We start from the raw sequence: 16,861 nt of genomic DNA, 5'->3' as shown, positions 1-16,861 counted from the left end.
CTAATGGAAATTGTTTTTTATTATCACTAATACTATAAATTGCACGATTAATAGTTACTTGTTCATTATTTAATGTATAAATTTCAAATAATCTTACAGTTTGTGCATTTTGTTGATAACTATCATAAAAAATAGTACATTGAATTAATTTGCCAGTAATATCATAAACTCTTTGTTGTATATCTACTACTTGAAAATATAAATCATCATTAGCAATATAAATTAAATAACCACTAATTCCTAATTTGCTTAATTTAAAAATAGAATTTCAATTTTTTCTATAAAATTCTTGTTTAATTAAATATTGTTTAATAGTTTCATTATTAATATCTAATGGAGCATTATATAAATTAGCATTATTTTCTGCTACAAAATCAGTAAAATAAGTTTCATGATTAAAATCATTAAAACCAAAATAATTTAAAATAGAAGCATGAGTACTTTTATTTTTTATTGGTTAAAAATTTTACTTTTTCATTTTGATTATCACTAATATTTGTTTTATCTTTTCTAAAAAATCTACCTAACATAATATTCACCACCTTTCTTTAAAATATTTGATTAATTTTTAATATAATTTTTACAATAATAAATATAATTAAACCAGCAACAGCAGAAGATAATAAAACTCCAATCAAACCTAAAATAATCTTTATAATTTTTCAAATCATAATATTATTCCTGTAATTCTTCTAATTTTTTAAAAATATAATTTCTACCCATACCCCACATTATTCTATTGTTATAAATATTAATTTCAGTTTGTTGGTTATTGTTATTATTTGCTATTCATAAACTACTTTTTACAACGCTTGTATCTAATTGATAATAAAAATTAATTATTTGTCAACTATAATTTTTATTATTTTCTTTAGTTGTATAATCACCATAACTTATATATATTCTATAATGTGTTTTATCTTTAAATATATATTTTATATAATTTTGATTATTATTATTTTTATCTGTTATAACTTCTCCTACTTCTTTTCATTGTGGAATAGTTGGTGTTGGATTATTTTTTAATTCAATATCTCATTCATTTTCTCTAATTTCATTAGTTTCTAAACTATATGAATTAATTTTAATAGGTTTTTCTATATCAATTTTTTCAGGTGCAATAATATTTAATGTTTTACTATTAATTTGATAAACATTATCATCTGATTGTTCTAATACTTCAAAATTAATAATTGCTCCACCATTACCACCATTTAAAGTTAAAGTTCAATTTGTATTATCATAATTAATATTTAATGTAGCATCACTATTACCAATTTTTCCCGAAGCAATTCTTCAATTACCAGTACCCGTTACTCTTGGTGATTTAAAAAATATAACTTGTTGATAACCTTTTTCTAATGGTTTTTCATTTGCAACTTCTCATGTTACAAATACTCGATAAATATATTGATATAATGGTGCATATGTAATTTTTCATGTTTTATCATCAATTCTATTACCTATTACTTTTCATTTAATAATTTTAAAATCTGCTAATTTTTTATCTATCTCAGTTTTATTATAATAATCAGTTAAATTAGGTATTTTATCATCTATATATTTTTTATTTGGAATATCATTATCATCAGTTATAACTGGATTATTTCTATAAATTAAAGTTTTACCACCAACATTTGTTTTAATAATTTCATTAACTAATCTTGTACTACTATCTTTATCATCTTTATTATTAAAAATCTTATCTTGTAAATTCTCTATTTTATCTTGTTTTTTATTTACATTTTCACTAATTCATTCTTTAATAACTTTATTAGGTGGTATTCCTAAATCATCACCAAATTTTCCCTCTGGTAATTTATTATATTTTAATTCTCCATATGCCATATTTTCATTTATCAATAATAATTTATTTTGTTTTTTGTCAATTTTTTCATCAACATATTTTTTTGTAGTTGCATCTTTTTCTTGTTCTGGTTCACCAATATAAACAATTCTTTTATTATTAGCAGTAATTAATCTTTTTTCTTTAGGTTGAATTATATTTGAACTATTAGGGTCTATTTCTCATAATGATTCACCACTACCACTAGTAGCACTAATTTTATTATTTTCATCAATAGTTATATTTTCACCAGCAGTTAATTTATCTTGTTTTTTATCTAATAAATTATTAGTTTCTATTTTTGTATAATAATCACGTTCAGTACCTTCTTCTCCTATAAATTCAGTTGGTGTCCCAGTTCCTTGATATTGATATATATTATGAATTATTGGTGTATACTTTTTTGTGCTATTAATAATAGTAAACTTTATTAAATCAACATCATATAATAATGTTACTTTGTCAATATTAACATCAATATTTTCAATTATTATTTGTTTTTGTTCTATTTGACCATTAGTAATTCTTATATTAGATTTAGTTAATTTATTATTGCTTATAATAAGTTCGTTACTATCGATAAAATAATATGTTCAATCAATAATATATCATGTATCTGTTTTAATATTTTCATTTTTAATTTTTTTTCATAAAGGACTAGTTTCAATATTAAATCAATTATTTTTAACATCATTAATATTTTCATTTGCTTTAATTAATTCAGTATTTAATTTGGTAATTTCATTTTCATTAGTAGTAATTCGTTTTTGTTGTTTAGCAGAAAAATCACAAGTTGGTGCATGCGTATAATCACCAATTTGTGGATTATTTTGTAATGCTTCGGGGGGTAATGTACCAATTTCATCAGGTCAATCTAAAATCATTGTTTCAGTTTCTTTATCATAATCAGTTGCAACATAACCTTTATTAATAAATTTACTAACAGGACCTCTATATATTTCATTTTCATTATCATCAACTAAATCATCATATAATTTTATTTGCTTTGATAATGTAAATTCTTTTTGTTCTTGAATTAATTCATTAACTTGATTTCTAGTATAAAATGCTTTTAAGTCAATTTTTTCAACATCTATTTCATCATCATTATAACTTGAAAATATTTGTTTTAATTCTGTTAATCTTGCTCATATTTTCATTCTACTAGGTGCTAAATCTCAAACATTAATTGTAGGAGTACTATTTGCACTAAATTGATTACCATTATTAAATTGAATAGTTGCATCAACATTAAATTCAATTGGTGTACGATTAAATACTCAATGTTCAACCATAACATAAACCATATCTCTTAATGTTTCTTTAATTAATTCATCTTTAAAACTATCAAAATGAAATTTAGATAAAATAAAATCAAGATAAGCATTAATATCATTTTGAGCACGAATAGCAAAAGTTTTAAATCAATCATTAACATTAGGTCATGTTTGTATGTATTGCTGTGGCGTTTCTGTAATTTTTCCAGTTAATGGATATCAGTTATTATAATTTTCAAGACTGACATCAGTTCAAAGTTTATTAATCATAATTTATCATTCCTTAAAAAATGCTTGTTTATAATGATGAGTATATTTTTTGTTTTTTTATGTGTTATATGCTCAATTTCTTTTTGTATTTTATTTTTACCTTTTTTTAATTTTTTCTTACTTTTTGTTATAACTTGACTATATGCAAACTTTTCTAAATGATGTAATAATCCAGTACCAAATAAAGTATTAACTGAAAACTTTAAACCAACATTTTTAAATGATTTGTTAATATTTTCAATAGGATTATTAATAACATTTACTACTTTATGATAAGTTCTAATAGTTCTAAATATTTCTCTATATACTTTAAAACTATCTCTAATTACTTGTTGAACCACTGGTGGAGCAAATGCTATTGCTTTTAATCATTTATTATGATTAACACCATAACCAATGTATCAACCACTATATCAAAGATATCAATGAAATGGATGTATTTGAGTAACAAAAGTTTTTGCTTTAAGAATACTATCAACAACTGTAATTGGTTTATATTTAGGATTGCGATGATAAATAGTAATTGCACATTTATCTAATGACAAAGGTTGAATTTTACAACCCATAAATACTGGTGAATTTAATGGAATTAATTGTGCATGTTTAATTGCTCTTTTTTCTGCACTAGTAAATAAATCAGTTGCTTTTTCTTTTAATTTATTAATTTTTTCAAATGCTTGTTTTTCTAACTTTTCAAATTTTTCTTGTAATTTATATATACTTTCTCTTATTTTTTCAAAATATGGTGTATCTTTTCAAAATTTATTTAAACCTTTTTTTAAATAAAATCTAATATCAAAATATTTAAAACTTTGATTTGCTTTTAAAACAAGTTGATGAATAACATTATTTTTAAAATTAAATTTAATAGAATTAGCACGAATTTTTTGTAAATCTAAAATTAAAGTTTTTCCATATCTATTTTCTGAATGTATTGTATGAACTAAATTTAATCAATCATGTTGGTTCATAGATAGTACTTTTTTTAAATCAGTATTATATTTTTTTAAAAAGTTATTTGTTTTTTCAATATCTTTGATTTTAAATTTTAGAGTTAATTGTGGACTTAATTTTATTAATGTATTTTGTAATAATAAATAATCTTTTAATTCTTGTGCTTCTAATTTTTGAAAATTATTTTTATATTGTCTTTCAGCAACATAACCTAAATCTCGTAATACTGTTTCACGATTAGGAGTAAAACTATAATTCATTAAATAACGTTTATTACCAATAATTTTATCTGTTAAAATTTCTTTTCCACTTACTTGACTAATAACTTCTTGTAAATTTTTGGCTTCTTTAATACCAACTTGTTCTAATGTTTTAGTTTTTTGTGCTAACTTAATAAATTTATTTGTACGATAACCACGACTAATTTTATTCAGTCCAGCAAATGCAGGTAATATATTAAAAAAAGTATTTAATTTTGTTACATTTCCTTTTAAATAATCATAAACTTGATTAATAGTAAAATCAGTTAAAAATTCTACACCAACAGCACTAATACTAACAACTAAATCACTTGCACCTAATCCAAGGGCTACACTTTCACTTAATCCACCAGTAAAAGGAGCAAGTGCTACTGCTATAACTTGTACACCAATCATTTCTAAAATTTCTCATCAAAAACTTTTATTTTCTTGTTGGTTACTTGTTCTAGTATGTTTTGGTTTATTTATGTTTAAAAGTATTGCTGTACTAGTTGTACCAATTGGCATGATATTAATTTCCTTTATTTAAGAGTTATTTTAATTGGATTTGTTGAACCTTTATAATTTAAATCATTAACATTTGAAGAAATAACTATGTATAAGTCACCCGCTTTTTGTTTTTGATTACTTACATTAGTTTTTCCTTGTGCATCACTAAAATATTTAATAGTTGGATTTGTTAAATTTGGATTTAATGATTTAAGTTCATTAGTACTTTTTATTTGTGTATTTAATTCACTATTATTGTTATTAACATTTGCAGTAATATCAATTGTTAAACTTGTAATTTTAGTTTTTAAATCAGTTTTTTCTGTTTTAATAACTCCACATAACATTCATCTTGATGTTGTTTCATTATTAGAAATATATGGTATTGCTTCTCCAACAACTTCACCAGCAACTTTATATGCTCTTCCTGCTTTATCATCTTTAATAAAATCTACATAAATAACTGTATTTTCTATCATGTATCTTTTCATTGCTCTTGGTGTTGCTAAAATAAAGGTCATTAATTGTTGTTCATTTTTATCATTAGTAAAAATCATATAGTCATCAAGAACGATTTCACATAATACACCTTTTACATATAAATTATTTCCATTTAAACGTAATTGTTGTGCCAACTGATTATCGGTAATTAAACCTTTATTATCTGCTAAATAAACTAAACTATCATAAAGACCATTAGTAATAAAAAATTTACTATTTGCAATATTTCTAAATTGAAACAAAGTATTTCAAGCAGATAACATTGATTTTAAATAGCCTACTGGTGTTGTATCTTCAATATCAATTTTAGTAGCAAATTTTGCAATTGCTTGTGTATCATCAATTGCCAATTTATCTGCTAAATCATTTGCAACTTCATATTGCATACTATCTAATAAATTTTGTCCATTATTTGCTTTTAAATCTACATCTGCAATAATTTCTCCTGCAAGATATTTTTTAGTTATTTTTTTACTAATTTTATCTGTATCAACATATGGTAATTCATATCTTTTACTTTTATCATCCCAAGCAATAATTTTTACTTCCGGTTTTTTTGGTTTTTTAACAATAAACTCAATATTTACTGAGTCAACAATTTCAGTAGGAAAAAAGTTTGCCCATGGACTATTTGAAATTTTAAAAAACTCTATAAATTCTGGTGCTTCTACTAATCTCTCTGTATTGTCTAAATTTTGATTAAATGGTACTGACATTTTATTTCTTCCTTTCGTTTATAAATAATTTTTCTTTTTATAATTAATTAAAAAATTTTCTTTATCATTTGTTTTATTATTAATAATTATTTGTTTATTACCACCTGTATTAATTGGTTCTTTAAATAGTGGTTGTTCTTTAATCATTTTTTTAATAGTTTCTTCAATTTTTGAATTTTCTAAATTATTAGTTTTAAATTTTAAATAATCATAAAATTCATTTTTAACTTGATATTTTTTAAATATATTAATTATTTCTTTTTCTTTAATTTCTTGATTAAGTTTATTTAATTTATTTTCTGCTTCATTAACTTTATTTTCTATTTCTTGTGAAGAAGCATTATTTTCAGTTAAAGGTTCAGTTGTTTGTTGAACATTATTTTCATTTTCTAACATTTAATATTCTCCTAATCTTATCCTAATAATCAATCTTTAACTAATTGTGGCATTTCGCTTATTAATTTTTTATAATCATTAACTGCATTTTCTAATGTATCAATATCAGAAAATTTAAAACAATTATCAATATGTAAATCAAAATCTCTATCAATACTGATATCTTGTTTTCTATATTTTTCATTAAATTCAATTTTTGTCATATTATTTTTCTCCTTTATTAATCTTTTCATTTAACTTTGCTAATTTTTTTTGATGTTTAATAATTTTGTTATTTGCTCTAACATGTTTTGGAGTTGTGATAAATCTTTTTAATAAAACAATAATTTCTCTACAAATTAATGTTCCAACACTTGTTCCAATAATTATTAATTCATGTAAAAATTCTTTCATTTGAATATTTTCCTTTCAACTATTTATTTTTAATTTTTAATTATTCATCAAATTGACCACCATTAATTCTTTCAATCATCGATTTTGAATTACTTATAATGCTTACTAATAAGGCCATTTCTTTATTTAACTGTTCCATTCTCTCTTTATATGTCTGAATTTCATTATTATAATATTCAATTAATTTTTCTTTATTCATAAATTATTCACCTCCTTTATAAACTCATGTGATTATAATCTCAATTTAATGAAGTATTATCATGATTTAATGGTACTTCGCTCATATTATCACTACCATAATATTGACTTGCAGTTTCACTATTAATAGTAAATCTATTATCATTAATTAATCTTGTAGCTTCATTTGTAAATGGTGTTTCTTGCATTTCTTCAATATGATTTGTATTTTCCATAGGTAATAAATTATGAATAATTTCACTTGCACCAGCAATTATAGTAGGTATTGCATAAGCATTATTAAAATCATTATTTATACCCATTGCTACACCACTTGATATTAAACAACCACCAGTAGCCATATTACAAATCTTTCTTATTGCTTCAAATTTATTAGGTATTAACTCAGTTAATCCACTAATAAGATTTGAAATACCATAAGCATTTAAACTAATATATGTATCTCAATCCATTAATGACTGATGTTCTTGTTTATCTAATAGTAATCATGGAGGACCCTCAGTTGTAGTTGTAGTAGTTATTGGAGTTGGTGTTGTTGGAATAATAGGATTAATATTATTTTCTGTTCATTTACTATAATTTGCTAATCCAATTGTTCCTAAACCTAGTAATATTTTTTTACTACTATTAATTAATTTAGTTTTAGTATTTGGTCTTTGATTTAAATTTCAAATATCTAAACCTAATTTTTTACCAAATAATAAACTATTAATTGAACCTAATACTGGATTTGCAATTACTTGACCATAATAAGCACTTGTACCAATCATTGCACAAATTGGACTTATTCCAATTCTAATTAATTTAGTTAAAGTATAATTTGATTGATTTTCTATACTTGGCATTTTATTCTCCTTTAATTTTCTAATTTTTTAATTGTTACTTTAATTCAACCTTGATAAACATCATTATCACCAACTATTAATGCAACATTACTTTCTGGGTCAGAAACAATTATATGTTTTGATTTAACATTTGGGTATTGTCTTAAAATAATTGCTCTAATATCATTACTTGTATGAATTGCTTTTGGAAATGGTGATAATATTTCAATTTCATCTTTATTTTCAAATAAAGTAGGCAATATTATCATTAGTCAAATTCACCTTTTTCTATTTTTTCAATTAATAAATTTAAAATATTTTTGTCAAAATCAGAGTTTGTATAATTAATTTTTTTAGTTCATTTAATTATATCTTTCATATATTTAAGTAATTTTTCTTTATTCATTATCAAAGTCTCCCTCATTAATATAAATCTGAAGATTAAATAAAACACTTTCTTTTCCTATTTTAAATAAATTACTAGAATTAGATTCTTTATTTTCTTTTAGAGTTGTTATAATAAAATTAATTAATTTTTCTTTATTAATACAATTTTTATGTCTTGATTTATTAATTTCATCAACTTTAATTCTATGTTCTTTACAATATGCTCTTCCATATTCATCAAATTGCTCATCTGTCATATTTTCACATTGTCTTTGTCTTTGTTCATTTTTAATTTCATCATAATATGGTTCATGAATAAATTTTTCAAATGTTATTGTTTCAGTTCATGTACATCTATTCATTATTTATTCTCCTTATTTGATTATTTTTTTTCTAAATTTTTTGCAATTGAATTTAATAATTTTAAAACTTTATATTCATTTTTTAATTCTTTAATAATAAATATTAAAAATATTATTAGTGTTATGCTTGTTATTAATATTGGTACTATTAATAAAATTTTTCATAATATCATTTTTTACTCTTTTCATTTTTTAAATCATTTAACATTGATTGAACAAAATGCACGATTTTTAGGAATATTTAAAGTATTAAAAATTTGACCAGTTACTAAAATTTCATCATTTTTGTTTAATAAAATACATCGATTATAAAGTTTTGGTTTATTAAAAATTAAAGTAACATAGTTTAATCCATTTCATTGAGCACGAACACTATAATATAATTCCTTATTACCTTTTTCGTAATATTTTGCTTCAATAGTGTTACTTAGTTTTACTGTTAATTTGACATAATTGGCTTTATCTTTCATTTTTATAATTCCTTAAATAGTATTGAATATGCTTATATGCATCTTGTTCATGTTTTGTTAATTTTATATTTCCTTTATAATTTTCTATTTTATTTTTATTTTTTGGTTCACTTTCTTGATAATCTCAGTTCATAATATCTTGAACTAATACCATTAACGCGCCAATAATTTTAGGAGTTGCTAATGGATTAGTTAATAACTGCTTTGAACTTAAAAAGAAATTTTCTACAATAACTAATATTTTTTTATCAAAAAATTGTTCTTTAATTATCGATAGTATTCTTTTAAAACGATTTTTACTTTCAAAAACATGTGTTGTGTTGAATGTTTCCATATAAATAATTCTATTTGTTTCATTTGAATATATAACAATTCCATTATTACCAATTCCAGCGGGGTCAATTCCAATAATTAAGTCATATTGCATAATTAATCAAATTCACCATTTTGAATTTTTTCTTGTAATTTCATTATTAATTTAAGTTTTCAATTACTAATATTAATTTTAATTTCATCACTAATATCATCTTTAAGTAATTCCATAAATTCATTATCAAGATAATAAATTAATTTTTCTTTATCCATATTTATACCTCCTACTTAACCTAACATTTAAAATACAGTCATAACAAATTGCTTTACCATTTTTATCTCTTAAAAAATATTTTCTTGTTTTTATATCATTAGTATTAAAGAATAAATAATCTAATTTATTTTGTTTACATGTTCAACAAAAATACTTTTTCATTATGAGTTGAAATTTCCTTATAAGAAGTAACTAAATAATTAATTGGTAAATCATCATGTTTATATGGATTATTTATTTTAAAATCTTTTCTGTTTTCTTCTCACGTAATGTTATATTTAAAACAAGGATTAGTAATTTTAGTTTTGTTATCTGTTATTTCACCGATAAATCAACTATTATGCTGTTCATAAAATTTTAATGGTTCAAGTTTTATATCATTAAGATAATATTCTTTTGGAGCGGTTGGTTTATTAACAGTTATTTTTTGGTCTTTAATATATGGTTCTAATAATTTTATTAATTCATTACCACTTAATTTTCTTTTAATATTTTCTAAATTAAAAACTCAATATGTATATTTATCATCAGCAATAAAACTATTATTTTTAACCATTCATTTTGGACATTGTAATTTATATTCACCATAATCAATAAGAATAGATTGTGGTCTATCTTTAACAATTTGTTCTTTTTTAAATTCTATTTGCATAATAATCCTTTCCTAATATGTTCTGTTGCTTCTAGCATAAAGAACATATATTTTGATTTTTAGATTATTAATAATACTACTATTCGTTTTATTCATTCCAGCAATTCTGGGCTCAAAAATAAATTGTGAAATTTTAAAAAACATTGAGGCATTCGATTCAATATTTATTTAATTTGCGTTTAGCAAATTAATATTTTTAATTGAACCGGTCCCGCTCAATTTTTTTTACAAGTTTGAAATTTATTTTCTCGCCCAAAAAATTTTTCAAAAAAAATAAAAAATAAAACCAACACTTGCTCACTGGGGAGTGGCAAGGTTGGTTAAATAAAGAATAGAATTAATACAATAGGTCCCTACAACAGGTCTATATACACTAGTTTCCAATTCGCTCCCACCCCAAGAATTACCATTTCTGGTTAGTATATTTTATTAGGCATCATCCACTTCTTATTTATCCATGCAAGTCCACATGCTAGCCACTATTTTGAACAACTGTGTTGTGGTTCACTTTTTTAATTCCTTAACACGTGTTGATAATAGTATTAAAGAAAATTATTAAAAATTTTAAAATTTTACAATTACAAAAAAAGACAAGATTATTTCTTGTCTTTTTCCTTAATAACTTTGATAATAATTTTTATTTTTTTTAAATGTATATTTTTTAAAATACGTCGAATATAAATTTAAAAATTTAAGGGTTAAAGAGAGTAATTTTGTCTAATTTTCATTATTTTTCAAATAATTCATTTTTGAAAATAAGTTACTAATGTAATAATTAATTATTTCGTAAATTTGACAACCGTCCTAAAAATTTTGATAAAAATATGATAAATGAAATTAATAAATTAACTAAGAAGTCATCATCAAGTCGTAGTAGGGTTACTTGTCGTGATTGAAAAGAAGAAAGTAATAAAGATAATTATCATGATGGAAATTGACCAATTGCAATTTTAGGTTTTTAAAATGAATGGTATATTGTCTACCGAAAGAAAGAGTTGTAACTATTAAATAAAAAGTGATAAAATAATATATATTTGTATTTGTGATTACACAATAAAAGAAATTGAAAAAAAGTAATAAGTAAGAGAGGATTTTAGCATGGAAAGAAAACAAAAGATAGTTGTTATAGGTGTTAATCATGCCGGAACAACAGCACTAAAGGCAATTATGAGGTCTAATCCAAATAATGAAGTAGTAGCATATGATCGTAATGATAATATTTCATTTTTAGGATGTGGAATTGCGCTTTGAGTTGGTAAAGAATTTACTGATCCAAAAGGATTATTTTATGCCACAATTGAAAAGTTAAGAGCATTAGGTGTTAAAATTAAAGAAAAACATGAAATGATTAAATATGATAGTAAAGCTAAAATTGTTACTATTAAAAATTTAGATACTAATGAAGTATTTACTGAAAGTTATGATAAGTTAGTATTAGGGATTGGTTCATGACCAATCTTAAATCCAGGTGGTAAAGAAATTCCCGGTTTAATTGCTCATAAAGATGGCGTAGTTGTTAAAGATACTTTAAATGGTGTTAAATTAACAAATGGCATTCATTTATCAAAACTATACCAACATGCTCAAGAAATTATTTCTGATTTGAGTAAACCAGAAGTAAAAAAAGTAGTAGTAATTGGTGCAGGTTATATTGGTATTGAATTAGTAGAAGCTTTTTATAAAGATAAAAAAGAAGTTACTTTAATTGATTTTGAAAATCGTATTATGCCTCGTTATTATGATGAAGAATTTACAAATGATGTTGAAGCAGATATGAAAAAAGTAGGAGTAAAATTACAATTAGGAGAAACTTTACAAGAATTTATTATTAAAGATGATAAAGTGAGTGAAGTAAAAACTAATAAAGGAACATATAAAGCTGATTTAGTAATTATGGCTGTTGGTTTCTTACCAAATACTGCTATCTTGAAAGATGAGAATGGTAAAGTTCAACTTAGCTTAGATCCCCGTGGTGCAATTGAAGTTAATGAATATTTTCAAACTTCAGATCCTAATGTTTATGCAATTGGTGATTGTATTAATATTCGTTCAAATGCTTGAAATAAAAATGTTAATATTGCCTTAGCAACTAATGCTGTACGTAGTGGTTTAATTGCTGGATTAAATGTTGCAAAAACAGATCCTAAAACAAGAATCGCCTTTCCTGGTGTTCAAGGAACAAATGCAATTGCTGTTTTTGGTTGAAAACTATGTGCTACTGGTTTATCAGAAGTTTCTGCAAAAGCAATTTTAGGATCTAATAATGTAGAAGCATATTTTTATCAAGATACAGTGTTTCCACCTTTTATGAGTGAAAATCATGAAGTAAAAATTAAAATTATATGAGAAAAGAGTTCTCGTCGTATTGTTGGAGCTGAAATTGGTTCAACTCATGATCATACAGAAACAATTGCAATGTTTTCATTAGCAATATTGAAAAAGGTTACTATTGATGAAATTCCATTAATTGATATGTATTTCTTACCACACTTTAATAAGCCTTATAACTTTGTTACTGCGGCAGCACTTTTAGCAACAGGAATTTTAACAAAAGAAGATGTTACATATCCAGATCCATATTTAAAAGGTAAGAAAAAATAGATTGCCTTATCAAATTAATTTTGAGAGGAATAAAATATAATGGTTAGTAATGAAAAATATTTAAAACTTAGAGCAAGAATGACTTTACCAGTTAAAGAAAGTAAATATAAAATTGCTTGATGATTAAAAATTATTTTGATATTTACTTTTCCATTATGGATTATTCCTTTTTTAATTACTAATTTTTTTATTGGTTTGATGATGCGAAATGTTATGGAAAATTTTCAACGAATTGGACGAAGTACTAATCCAAATTTTGCTAAAATTGATCTCAATACTTTGAGTTTTTATAATCGAGATATGGAATTACAAAATGCTCTACAACTAATGATTGATGATAGTAATTGGGATATGATGGAAGCACAAGATATGACGATAACTACTTATGATAATCGCTTGTTATCAGCTTTTTTCATTAATAATCATCAATCTAATAAAAATCATAAATGAATAATTGCAACTCATGGTTGACAACAAAATCGCTATAGCATTTTATATTTAGTTAAACATTTTTATGAACAGGGATATAGTATTGTTACTTATGATACAAGAGGTCATGGTAGTAATAATATCCATGATGCAATTACTTTTGGTAATAAAGAAGCAGATGATTTATATGCTGTTATTTTAAGTCTTAATAATTATTTAGCAGAAACAGATTTTAAACAACCTCCTAATATTACTTTAATTGGTAATAGTATGGGTGCCAGTACTGTTTTGGAAACAATATCTCGATTTGATACTGGTAAATTTGGTGTTAAATGTGCAATTTCTGATTGTGGATTTGATAGTTTTAGTCATATTATTAAAATTATGGGTAAACAATACTTTAACCTTCATTGATTTTGATTTTATTATGGTGTTAAATTTTTCTTTAGGTTAAAAGATAAATTTAATATTAATAGTATTGATCCTATTAATAAATTAAAATATTGTTCTTCAATTCCTGTATTATTTATTCATGGTAATGATGATGAAACTGTACCAGCAACAATGGCACAAAAAATGTATGAAGAGAAAATAAATTATGAAGAAGAAACAATAAGTGAATTATTAATTATGCCATCTGCTAAACATATAAGAGCCGTCACTACCGATTATGATACATATTGCAAAACTACTTTAAAATTTGTTAATAAATGAACAAATTTTAAAACCGAAGATAAAGGAGATTAAATTAATAATGATTTATTATATTAATAATAGCAAAGACCCATATTTTAATTTAGCAGCCGAAGAATATTTGATTACTAATCCTTATATAACTGATGAAATCTTATTATTATGACAAAATAATAATACTATTGTTGTTGGTAGAAACCAAAATACAATTGAAGAAATTAATAATGAATATGTAAGAACAAAAAAAGTTAATGTTGTACGAAGATTATCTGGTGGTGGAGCTGTTTATCAAGATTTAGGAAATTTAAATTTTACTTTTATTCTTGATAAAAATAAAGATAATGCTCGTAATTATGCTCTTTTTACAAAACCAATAGTTAATGTTTTACAAAATCTAGGTTTAAATGCTCAATTTAGTGGTAAAAATGATATTTTAGTTGATGATAAAAAAATATCGGGTAATGCCCAATATACATATAAAAATCGAATTTTACATCATGGTACTATTCTTTTTAATGTTGATATGCAAATGTTACCAAAAGTATTAAAACCTGATTTGGATAAATTAAAATCAAAAGGTATTAAATCAGTACAAGCACGAGTAACAAATATTTTACCATTATTAAATCCACCAATAACAATTGAAGAATTTCAAAATTTAATTATTGAACAATTAAAAAGTACAAAAAATACAAAGATTATGGAATTTTCTGAAAAAATGATTGCTGATATTGAATCATTAGCAAATACTAAATATCGAACTTGAGATTGAGTTTATGGTAAATCTCCAGATTTTGATTTAAAACATAAAACACTTTTTCCTAGTAAAGGAACTATTCACGTTTGAATGAATGTTAAGGCAGGAATTATTGAAAATATTAAAATATATGGTGATTTCCTAGGCTCAGCAGGTACTACTAGTTTAGAAAAAAAACTAGAAAAACAAAAATATAATGTAGCAACTATTACTAATATCATTGAAAATGCTAATATTAACGAAATTTTTGGTGAAAATTTTCTTGCTGAAGAAATCATAAAAAGTATCATAAAATAATGAATAAAATTCTTATTTATGATATCCTTACTTTTATAACTAATATTAAAGAGGAAATATGAAGAAATATTTATGGATTTTATTTATAATGTTTATTTTTATAACACCAATTAGCAATGTTATTACATTTTTAGTAAATAATAGTTTTGATCAAACAAATAGTATAAATGATATTCTTTATCCAACACGTGGTTGACCAAAAAAAGATAGAAATCAATTAAATGTTTGACAATTTTTATATCAAGATGCTATTGATAAAGTAGGTAAAACTAATGATAATATTGTTAATGGTTTTAATAATTTTTATCTTGCTGAATTTGATAAATACCGTGATTCAGCAAGTAAAAATGCTGGTAAACCTGGCTATGATGAAATTGGTATACCAACAGCAGATATTAATGATTATATTAATAATAAAATTATTCATTCACAATCAATGCAAATATACATGGCCTTAACATTGCGAACATATTTTATTGAGTTTACTATTAATAAAATTAATGATCCAAGTAGTAATTATATTAATGCAAATGAATATTTAAACTTATGAGTTATGAAGTATTTTGAAGCTGGTTTTTATTTTCAATGAGTAAAAATTTGAATTCAAGATTTAGGTAGAACAATTGAAAAATCAATTGATATTGATTTTTATACTTTTGATAAATATGTGGAACGAAATAACAAAGGTGAATATATGTGAAATAAACCACCCAGTGACAATACAGTAAAGCCACTATTAATTTTGGATTCTGATATGAAAAAAATGTTTAATCAATTATATGAAGAAATTTTAAATAATAATTTACAAGGAAAATAAAAATGATTATTCTAGAAAATATAAGTAAAAATTATGGTAAAAATCAGGTTTTAAAAAATATTAATTTAGAGATACCTGCTTCACAATCGCTTGCTATTTTAGGTGCTAATGGTTCTGGTAAAACTACTTTGGTTGAAATTATTTCACAAGTTTTAAAACCAACATCAGGTAAAGTATTATTTCTTGATGATGTTGGTAAAAAGGTTAGTCGGAAAATTGGTGTTCAATTTCAAGAAGGTTATTGACCAGTTGGTACACGAATTATTGATTTAATTAAATTTTATAAAAATAAAAAATATATTAAAAGTGAAGAAGGCAAAGGATTAATTGATGTTTTTGAGTTAAATGATATTTTGAAAAAAGAAATTTCTTTACTTTCGGGTGGTCAAAGACAAAGATTTAATTGTTTTTTATCAATTTTAAATGATCCTGAAATTTTAATTTTAGATGAGTTAGTTACTGGTTTAGATTTAAAAATGCAAATTAAACTTGTTAATTTTATTAAGTCATGAAAAGAAATTAAAAAAATTAATTTATTAATTGTTTCACACACACCAGAAGAAGTTGAATTACTTTGTGATCGGGTAGTAATTTTAAAAAATGGTGAAATTTATCAAGACCAAAGTATTGATGCAATTATAAAAAAAATATGGTAGTTTACGTAAAATGATGGTGGAGTATTATCA

General features: G+C 23.2%; 24 protein-coding genes. 6 read left to right on the top strand and 18 right to left on the bottom strand.

Annotated features, from left to right (window positions below; genetic code table 4):
• Nucleotides 1-548: 548 nt before the first annotated feature.
• From AACK83_RS07220 to AACK83_RS07135, 18 genes are all read right to left on the bottom strand, one after another.
• Nucleotides 549-671, bottom strand: a complete 123-nt coding sequence (locus tag AACK83_RS07220; RefSeq protein ID WP_338957331.1) for a hypothetical protein — start codon at nucleotides 669-671, stop codon at nucleotides 549-551.
• Between the two features lie 4 nt (nucleotides 672-675).
• Nucleotides 676-3,393, bottom strand: a complete 2,718-nt coding sequence (locus AACK83_RS07215) for a hypothetical protein (protein ID WP_338957329.1) — start codon at nucleotides 3,391-3,393, stop codon at nucleotides 676-678.
• A complete protein-coding gene (locus AACK83_RS07210) occupies nucleotides 3,333-5,114 on the bottom strand; it encodes a hypothetical protein (RefSeq protein WP_338957327.1) in 1,782 nt (593 codons plus the stop codon). Before AACK83_RS07210 ends, AACK83_RS07215 begins: the two co-directional genes overlap by 61 nt.
• A gap of 14 nt (nucleotides 5,115-5,128) precedes the next feature.
• Nucleotides 5,129-6,313: a hypothetical protein gene (locus AACK83_RS07205; protein WP_338957325.1), complete on the bottom strand. Its 1,185-nt coding sequence runs from the start codon at nucleotides 6,311-6,313 to the stop codon at nucleotides 5,129-5,131.
• An 18-nt stretch (nucleotides 6,314-6,331) separates the two neighbouring features.
• Nucleotides 6,332-6,709, bottom strand: coding sequence for a hypothetical protein (locus AACK83_RS07200; RefSeq protein ID WP_338957323.1), 378 nt, complete (start codon nucleotides 6,707-6,709; stop codon nucleotides 6,332-6,334).
• A 17-nt stretch (nucleotides 6,710-6,726) separates the two neighbouring features.
• A complete protein-coding gene (locus tag AACK83_RS07195) occupies nucleotides 6,727-6,912 on the bottom strand; it encodes a hypothetical protein (RefSeq protein ID WP_281748210.1) in 186 nt (61 codons plus the stop codon).
• A 1-nt stretch (nucleotide 6,913) separates the two neighbouring features.
• Entirely contained in the window at nucleotides 6,914-7,102 is a 189-nt protein-coding gene (locus AACK83_RS07190; RefSeq protein ID WP_174481134.1) for a hypothetical protein, read from the bottom strand.
• Nucleotides 7,103-7,142: 40 nt separating this feature from the next.
• A complete protein-coding gene (locus AACK83_RS07185) occupies nucleotides 7,143-7,301 on the bottom strand; it encodes a hypothetical protein (RefSeq protein ID WP_174481559.1) in 159 nt (52 codons plus the stop codon).
• A 16-nt stretch (nucleotides 7,302-7,317) separates the two neighbouring features.
• Complete coding sequence (locus tag AACK83_RS07180; RefSeq protein WP_338957308.1) at nucleotides 7,318-8,145, bottom strand: hypothetical protein; 828 nt, start codon at nucleotides 8,143-8,145, stop codon at nucleotides 7,318-7,320.
• A gap of 11 nt (nucleotides 8,146-8,156) precedes the next feature.
• The gene (locus tag AACK83_RS07175) at nucleotides 8,157-8,393 is read right to left on the bottom strand and encodes a hypothetical protein (protein ID WP_174480108.1); all 237 of its coding nucleotides are present in this window, start codon (nucleotides 8,391-8,393) and stop codon (nucleotides 8,157-8,159) included.
• The gene (locus AACK83_RS07170) at nucleotides 8,393-8,530 is read right to left on the bottom strand and encodes a hypothetical protein (RefSeq protein WP_281747958.1); all 138 of its coding nucleotides are present in this window, start codon (nucleotides 8,528-8,530) and stop codon (nucleotides 8,393-8,395) included. Before AACK83_RS07170 ends, AACK83_RS07175 begins: the two co-directional genes overlap by 1 nt.
• Nucleotides 8,523-8,873: a hypothetical protein gene (locus tag AACK83_RS07165; RefSeq protein WP_338957301.1), complete on the bottom strand. Its 351-nt coding sequence runs from the start codon at nucleotides 8,871-8,873 to the stop codon at nucleotides 8,523-8,525. The genes AACK83_RS07170 and AACK83_RS07165 overlap by 8 nt, the downstream gene beginning before the upstream one ends.
• Nucleotides 8,874-8,893: 20 nt before the next feature.
• Nucleotides 8,894-9,046, bottom strand: a complete 153-nt coding sequence (locus AACK83_RS07160; RefSeq protein WP_338957299.1) for a hypothetical protein — start codon at nucleotides 9,044-9,046, stop codon at nucleotides 8,894-8,896.
• Between the two features lie 3 nt (nucleotides 9,047-9,049).
• Entirely contained in the window at nucleotides 9,050-9,343 is a 294-nt protein-coding gene (locus AACK83_RS07155; protein WP_338957297.1) for a hypothetical protein, read from the bottom strand.
• Nucleotides 9,333-9,770, bottom strand: coding sequence for a hypothetical protein (locus AACK83_RS07150; RefSeq protein WP_338957294.1), 438 nt, complete (start codon nucleotides 9,768-9,770; stop codon nucleotides 9,333-9,335). The genes AACK83_RS07155 and AACK83_RS07150 overlap by 11 nt, the downstream gene beginning before the upstream one ends.
• A 2-nt stretch (nucleotides 9,771-9,772) precedes the next feature.
• Nucleotides 9,773-9,928: a hypothetical protein gene (locus AACK83_RS07145; protein WP_338957292.1), complete on the bottom strand. Its 156-nt coding sequence runs from the start codon at nucleotides 9,926-9,928 to the stop codon at nucleotides 9,773-9,775.
• Nucleotides 9,929-10,062: 134 nt separating this feature from the next.
• The gene (locus AACK83_RS07140; RefSeq protein ID WP_338957290.1) at nucleotides 10,063-10,581 is read right to left on the bottom strand and encodes a hypothetical protein; all 519 of its coding nucleotides are present in this window, start codon (nucleotides 10,579-10,581) and stop codon (nucleotides 10,063-10,065) included.
• 12 nt (nucleotides 10,582-10,593) lie between these two features.
• A complete protein-coding gene (locus AACK83_RS07135; protein WP_338957288.1) occupies nucleotides 10,594-10,725 on the bottom strand; it encodes a hypothetical protein in 132 nt (43 codons plus the stop codon).
• 680 nt (nucleotides 10,726-11,405) lie between these two features.
• Between AACK83_RS07135 and AACK83_RS07130 the strand changes: the two genes are divergently transcribed.
• The 6 genes from AACK83_RS07130 to AACK83_RS07105 all read left to right on the top strand — a co-directional run bounded on the left by AACK83_RS07130 (nucleotide 11,406) and on the right by AACK83_RS07105 (nucleotide 16,831).
• Nucleotides 11,406-11,543, top strand: a complete 138-nt coding sequence (locus tag AACK83_RS07130) for a hypothetical protein (RefSeq protein WP_252319741.1) — start codon at nucleotides 11,406-11,408, stop codon at nucleotides 11,541-11,543.
• A gap of 136 nt (nucleotides 11,544-11,679) precedes the next feature.
• The gene (locus AACK83_RS07125) at nucleotides 11,680-13,182 is read left to right on the top strand and encodes an FAD-dependent oxidoreductase (protein ID WP_338957286.1); all 1,503 of its coding nucleotides are present in this window, start codon (nucleotides 11,680-11,682) and stop codon (nucleotides 13,180-13,182) included.
• 39 nt (nucleotides 13,183-13,221) lie between these two features.
• Nucleotides 13,222-14,358, top strand: a complete 1,137-nt coding sequence (locus tag AACK83_RS07120; protein ID WP_338957284.1) for an alpha/beta hydrolase — start codon at nucleotides 13,222-13,224, stop codon at nucleotides 14,356-14,358.
• 7 nt (nucleotides 14,359-14,365) lie between these two features.
• A complete protein-coding gene (locus AACK83_RS07115; RefSeq protein ID WP_338957282.1) occupies nucleotides 14,366-15,358 on the top strand; it encodes a lipoate--protein ligase in 993 nt (330 codons plus the stop codon).
• A gap of 88 nt (nucleotides 15,359-15,446) precedes the next feature.
• Entirely contained in the window at nucleotides 15,447-16,175 is a 729-nt protein-coding gene (locus AACK83_RS07110; protein WP_338957280.1) for a hypothetical protein, read from the top strand.
• 2 nt (nucleotides 16,176-16,177) lie between these two features.
• Nucleotides 16,178-16,831: an ABC transporter ATP-binding protein gene (locus AACK83_RS07105; protein ID WP_338957277.1), complete on the top strand. Its 654-nt coding sequence runs from the start codon at nucleotides 16,178-16,180 to the stop codon at nucleotides 16,829-16,831.
• Nucleotides 16,832-16,861: the final 30 nt, after the last annotated feature.

Source organism: Spiroplasma endosymbiont of Tiphia femorata (assembly GCF_964020225.1).
Classification (GTDB): domain Bacteria; phylum Bacillota_I; class Bacilli_A; order Mycoplasmatales; family VBWQ01; genus Spiroplasma_E.
The sequence above is the reverse complement of the archived record's forward strand: the minus strand, read 5'-3'. Positions and strand labels throughout refer to the sequence as shown.